Annotated in this window: 1 protein-coding gene; it reads right to left on the reverse strand. The window is 52.3% G+C overall.

The features are described from left to right. Nucleotides 1-327: 327 nt before the first annotated feature. Nucleotides 328-1974 (reverse strand): BACON domain-containing protein, encoded by a 1647-nt coding sequence (locus tag HMPREF1556_RS06240; RefSeq protein WP_021667523.1) that lies wholly within the window; start codon nucleotides 1972-1974, stop codon nucleotides 328-330. Nucleotides 1975-4159 lie beyond the last annotated feature (2185 nt).

A 4159-nucleotide genomic window follows, 5' to 3' on the forward strand; every position in this document is an offset into this window, starting at 1 on the left:
GTAGGTTTTTTCGACGACCTACCGTAGGTCCCATTTTGGGGGTATCAGAATCCGCATTCTAAGCGGGCTGGAGCGGGGTGTCTGGAAGCGGTATTCCGTCCCTTAAAGATGGGCGATACATCGGGCTACTATCCCCCGCCTCTTCTCCTCGTTGAAGCCCGCTAAGAATGGGCGCTGATCCTCGGGCAGTTGCCTTCCCAAGCCTCCCCTCAAATCTAGAGAAATTACCCCGCCTAATATCCACCCAATCCCCGTCCCTCAGAAACAAAACTAGGGAGCTCGAGCAGTGCTCGGGCTCCCTAGCGAATGAGAGAGACTAGCTAGCGACTAGCGAAGAGGAGTCTTGACGAGACGTCCTTCGAGCTTGCGCAGAGCAGCCTGCTTAGCATTGTAAGCCTTGATCTGCTGTGCATAGTTAGCAAGAGGAACGATCGAGGTACTGCTACCAGCATCGACATCTTCGTAGAAGGACTGGATCTCGAAGACTTCTTCCTTAGTTTCCTTATCCTTGACGATACGGATGACATAGGCCATCTTCTTATCCTTGTTGTAGAAGGCCTGTGCACCACCATTGAGAGCTCCGAAGTAGGGGAAGTTATTATCCGTGAAGAGCTTGACGACCTCCTTAGTCAGAGCCCTACGGCCGAGCGCATCTGTCCAGAAGCCAAGACCGATATTCTTGTACATGGCCTGTACATTGTGAGTGACATCGATGTAGGGATCATCGGCAGGGATCTTCTTGTCTGGAACTACATAGAAGTAACCACGAGCATATTCGTCTTCGAAGGCCTTCGTGATCTTGTAGTTTTCGTAGTTCTTCTGCTTGAAAGCATCGTTGAGTGTAGAGCCCCATCCCTTTTCGATCTCATGGATTTCGGCACGCTTCTTCCCTGTGATCTTCAGGTCACGATCACCCATGTACTGAGTCTGATTCGTCATGGGGAGGGTCTTGAAGGTAGGATAGTCCTTATCCTGGATAGGATCGTACGAAGTGACGACAGCTGCAGCACCATCCTTGAAGGCGACACGGATCAGCAGAGGCAGCTTAGCATTGCGATAGAGGACCGTCTTGCCGTCCTTGTCGAAGCCAGCCTTCTCGAAGCCTTGTTCCTTGAGAGCGGCATCGAAGTCTGCATTGTCCTTAGCGTACTTTTCTTCACACAGCGTAGCTGCTGAAGCGAAGCCGATAGCAGATTCGCTGGAGAACTCGTACTGGATGAAGGTCATGATCTTGCTCTTCGTGAGGAAGCGGTAGAGTGACGTATTGAAGAGCCCATCGGGGATCTTGATCAGAGTGTGCCCACGACCCTGTTCGTAGCGCAGTACTTCAGAGAGTGATGCAGGGAACTTGAGAAGAGGCAGGACATACTGGATGGTACCTTCCTGTACGACTTCGATTTCCTTGATCGTCGTCCCTACGATCAGATTGACCTTAACTGAGCGCTTAGAGGTCTGTGTGCTTTCCTTAGCGACAAGGACGAAGCTATTAGCTGTGACCTTCTCGATAGAGAGCCAGTCTACAGCAGCGCCGAGCTCTACCTTGACATCGCCCCCATTGCTGGAGAAGGCGACCTTCTTAACGCCCCCTTCGACGGGGAAGTAGACGCTTGCTTCTTCGGGCTCGAGGACTGCATCTGCAGCACTCTGCTTGACGGCGATACGCTTCTGTAGACCGCCAGCATTGACGATGATCGAAGCGACACGATCACGCCCTACAGTATTGGCTGCGACCTTGACCTTGAGGCTGTTACCTGACTGTTCGGTCGTGAGCCAAGCTTCCTGAGTGGAGAAGGCAGACCAGTTGTCCTTGTTCGTGGTGACGGTTACGACCTGCTCAGAAGCGTCCTTAGCAAAAGCGAGTGCCTGGGACGAGAGCTCCAGAGTTGCTTCCTCTACTTCGTCGTTGTTCTTACACGCAGGTAAGAAGAGGAGGAGTGCAAAGAACCCGAGCAGATACTTGATATTGAGTCTCATAATTCTTTCTTGCGTTAAATGGTGGAAGACGGTGGATACGCCCAAGGGCAATACCCCCCAGAGTGTGTGTGCGGGATTCCTCAGCCTAGGGCACTGAGCCTACTAGGGGTGAGCATGAGACGTACGGGACAAGTGAGCAAATGCCTACATAGGGACTATGTAGCTTTGACTCGGAGCGTGGTGTTATCTGGGTGGTGTGACCAGATAGAGGGGTGCGTTGTGTGTGGCCGTGAGCTTGTTCTTGTTGGAAGGGGAAGGGCTTCCTAAGCTCTCTGACGTAGAAGGGTGGCCGACCCGATGACTACGCTGGTGGGATGATGCACCTGGAGCTTCAGTAGCCCGTAAGCATATCTGATTTAGTCTTTTTGTCCATGATTTCAGTGTTCCTACCTGTCGAGGACTACTACCTCAACTACGAGTCAAAGGTAGAGAATAGTTTTGTAAATGCAATACCTCCCCCCAAAAAAGTTTGTCCCTCCCCCGACGAAATCCCCCGTCTCCTCTCGCTTCCATCCCCGTCGATCTCCTCGCAAAGCTCCCGCCTATCTCCCAGCCTCTCCCCTTAGCTATCCTGAGGAAAGTTCCCAATCACTCCCCGAAAAAAGAGGATCTCTCCCCCACCTAGCTTCCATCCGCACCAAAAGGAAACTCCCCTATACACTCCAGCATCACCACCCGCCAATACTCTAGCGAAGCAGAGTCTACCGCCTCTACCCCCCTCACAAAGGAGCGTATCCATCTACTCCAACGACCCACCCCAAAACCTCACAAATTCCCCTCCCTTTGGTCCACTCCAAAACGAACAAAACGAGCAAAGAAAGCACCCACCTCTCCACCCGCCGACAAATACCCCCTTTCTCTGGGTACTTCCTCCCCATTTACGAACCACCTGCACCCTCTCCTTCAGCCCCCCCAAAAACAACCCTACGGTAGGTCGTCGAAAAAACCTACTGTGGGTCGCCAATGCGACCTACCGTGGGTCGCAGTAGGTTTTGATGACGACCTACCGTAGGTCCCACCCCTCCAGAGAGCCTCCTCCCCAAGCCCCCAAGCAGAAGCAAAAATCAAGCCCCTAAAAACGCCCGATTAGCTCATCTAGAATCCGAAAAGTAGAAGCCCTGAAATCCCAACAGTAGTGACCTAAGAATTTCGAACTGAGCATTACCAGATCCCCAAGCTATCCTAGCCCGAACTCCCTCCCCAAAGAGCGAAGTATCACTTCTAAGACTAGGGCTAGCCATTCCCATGTTCTCTCCCCCTTCTGGGGCAGTTGCGCCCGTATCCTCCCATTGGACTAATAGGTAAGCACGGCTAAAGAAAATGGGTAGATCTTAGATATCCCTACCTATTAAAACACAAGTAGAGTTAGCTAGCAGATGGAGCATAATCACGGGTATAAACGACAAAGGGAGAAGGAAGCTTCAGCCTCCTTCTCCCCCGCATTTTGACACATGGATACCCCAGCCTTTCCGTACTACCTACAGCTCGGTAGGATAAGGAGTTTGAACAGGCTCCCTTACCCGTCTCCCTAACCTAGCAGGGGAAAGATTAGCACCCCGATACACAGTAGCTACAGGAATAAATAACAAAGGCTTCCCTCAGTCTTCGCCCTATTCCCCCCTTACACTTTGAGGAATGGACTCCTAGGCTTCCCGTACAGCCTACGGCTCGGTAGAATAAGAAGCTTCAAGAGCCTTCCGCCCCCACCTAGCTGACGGGAGAGAAAAGGATAGGCAAGCTTGACAGCTGGGCGTATAAAGGGATCAAGAGATTGAAGTAGGAGAATTGCCAGCATAGAATCCATGGGCTAGGATGCATAGCAGGAGAAGGTGTTTTAGCTTTCGTTCTCTTCCAATTGGCTGGCAAGGGCTAGAGTGCAAGGCAAGCATACTCAAAGAGAGAAAAGGGGGGATTGGGTAGGTTGGGCTTGCTTTAGTCCTTATGCGGTGGGATGGCTCAAGGTGAGGAAGTAGGTCGGGAGGAGCGAGGGTGGGGGCAGGGAGCTAGGTGGAGAGGCTTGAGGAGGGCGAGGCGTTGGGTGCAGGTAGGAAGAGATGTTTGGTGGGGGATGGCAGGGAGGGGGAAACAAAAAGAGGGCGAAGTAGCCGTAGCTCCTTCACCCTCCTATAAATGAGAAGCGGGTGTCACTGCTCTCGCAATCACACCCGCTCGCTTCTTAAAATGG

This window comes from Porphyromonas sp. oral taxon 278 str. W7784, assembly GCF_000467855.2.
Taxonomy (GTDB): Bacteria; Bacteroidota; Bacteroidia; order Bacteroidales; family Porphyromonadaceae; genus Porphyromonas.

Coding starts and splice junctions, on each gene's coding strand:
- HMPREF1556_RS06240 (WP_021667523.1), bottom strand. CDS start 1,974: ATGAGACTCAATATCAAGTATCTGCTCGGGTTCTTTGCACTCCTCCTC.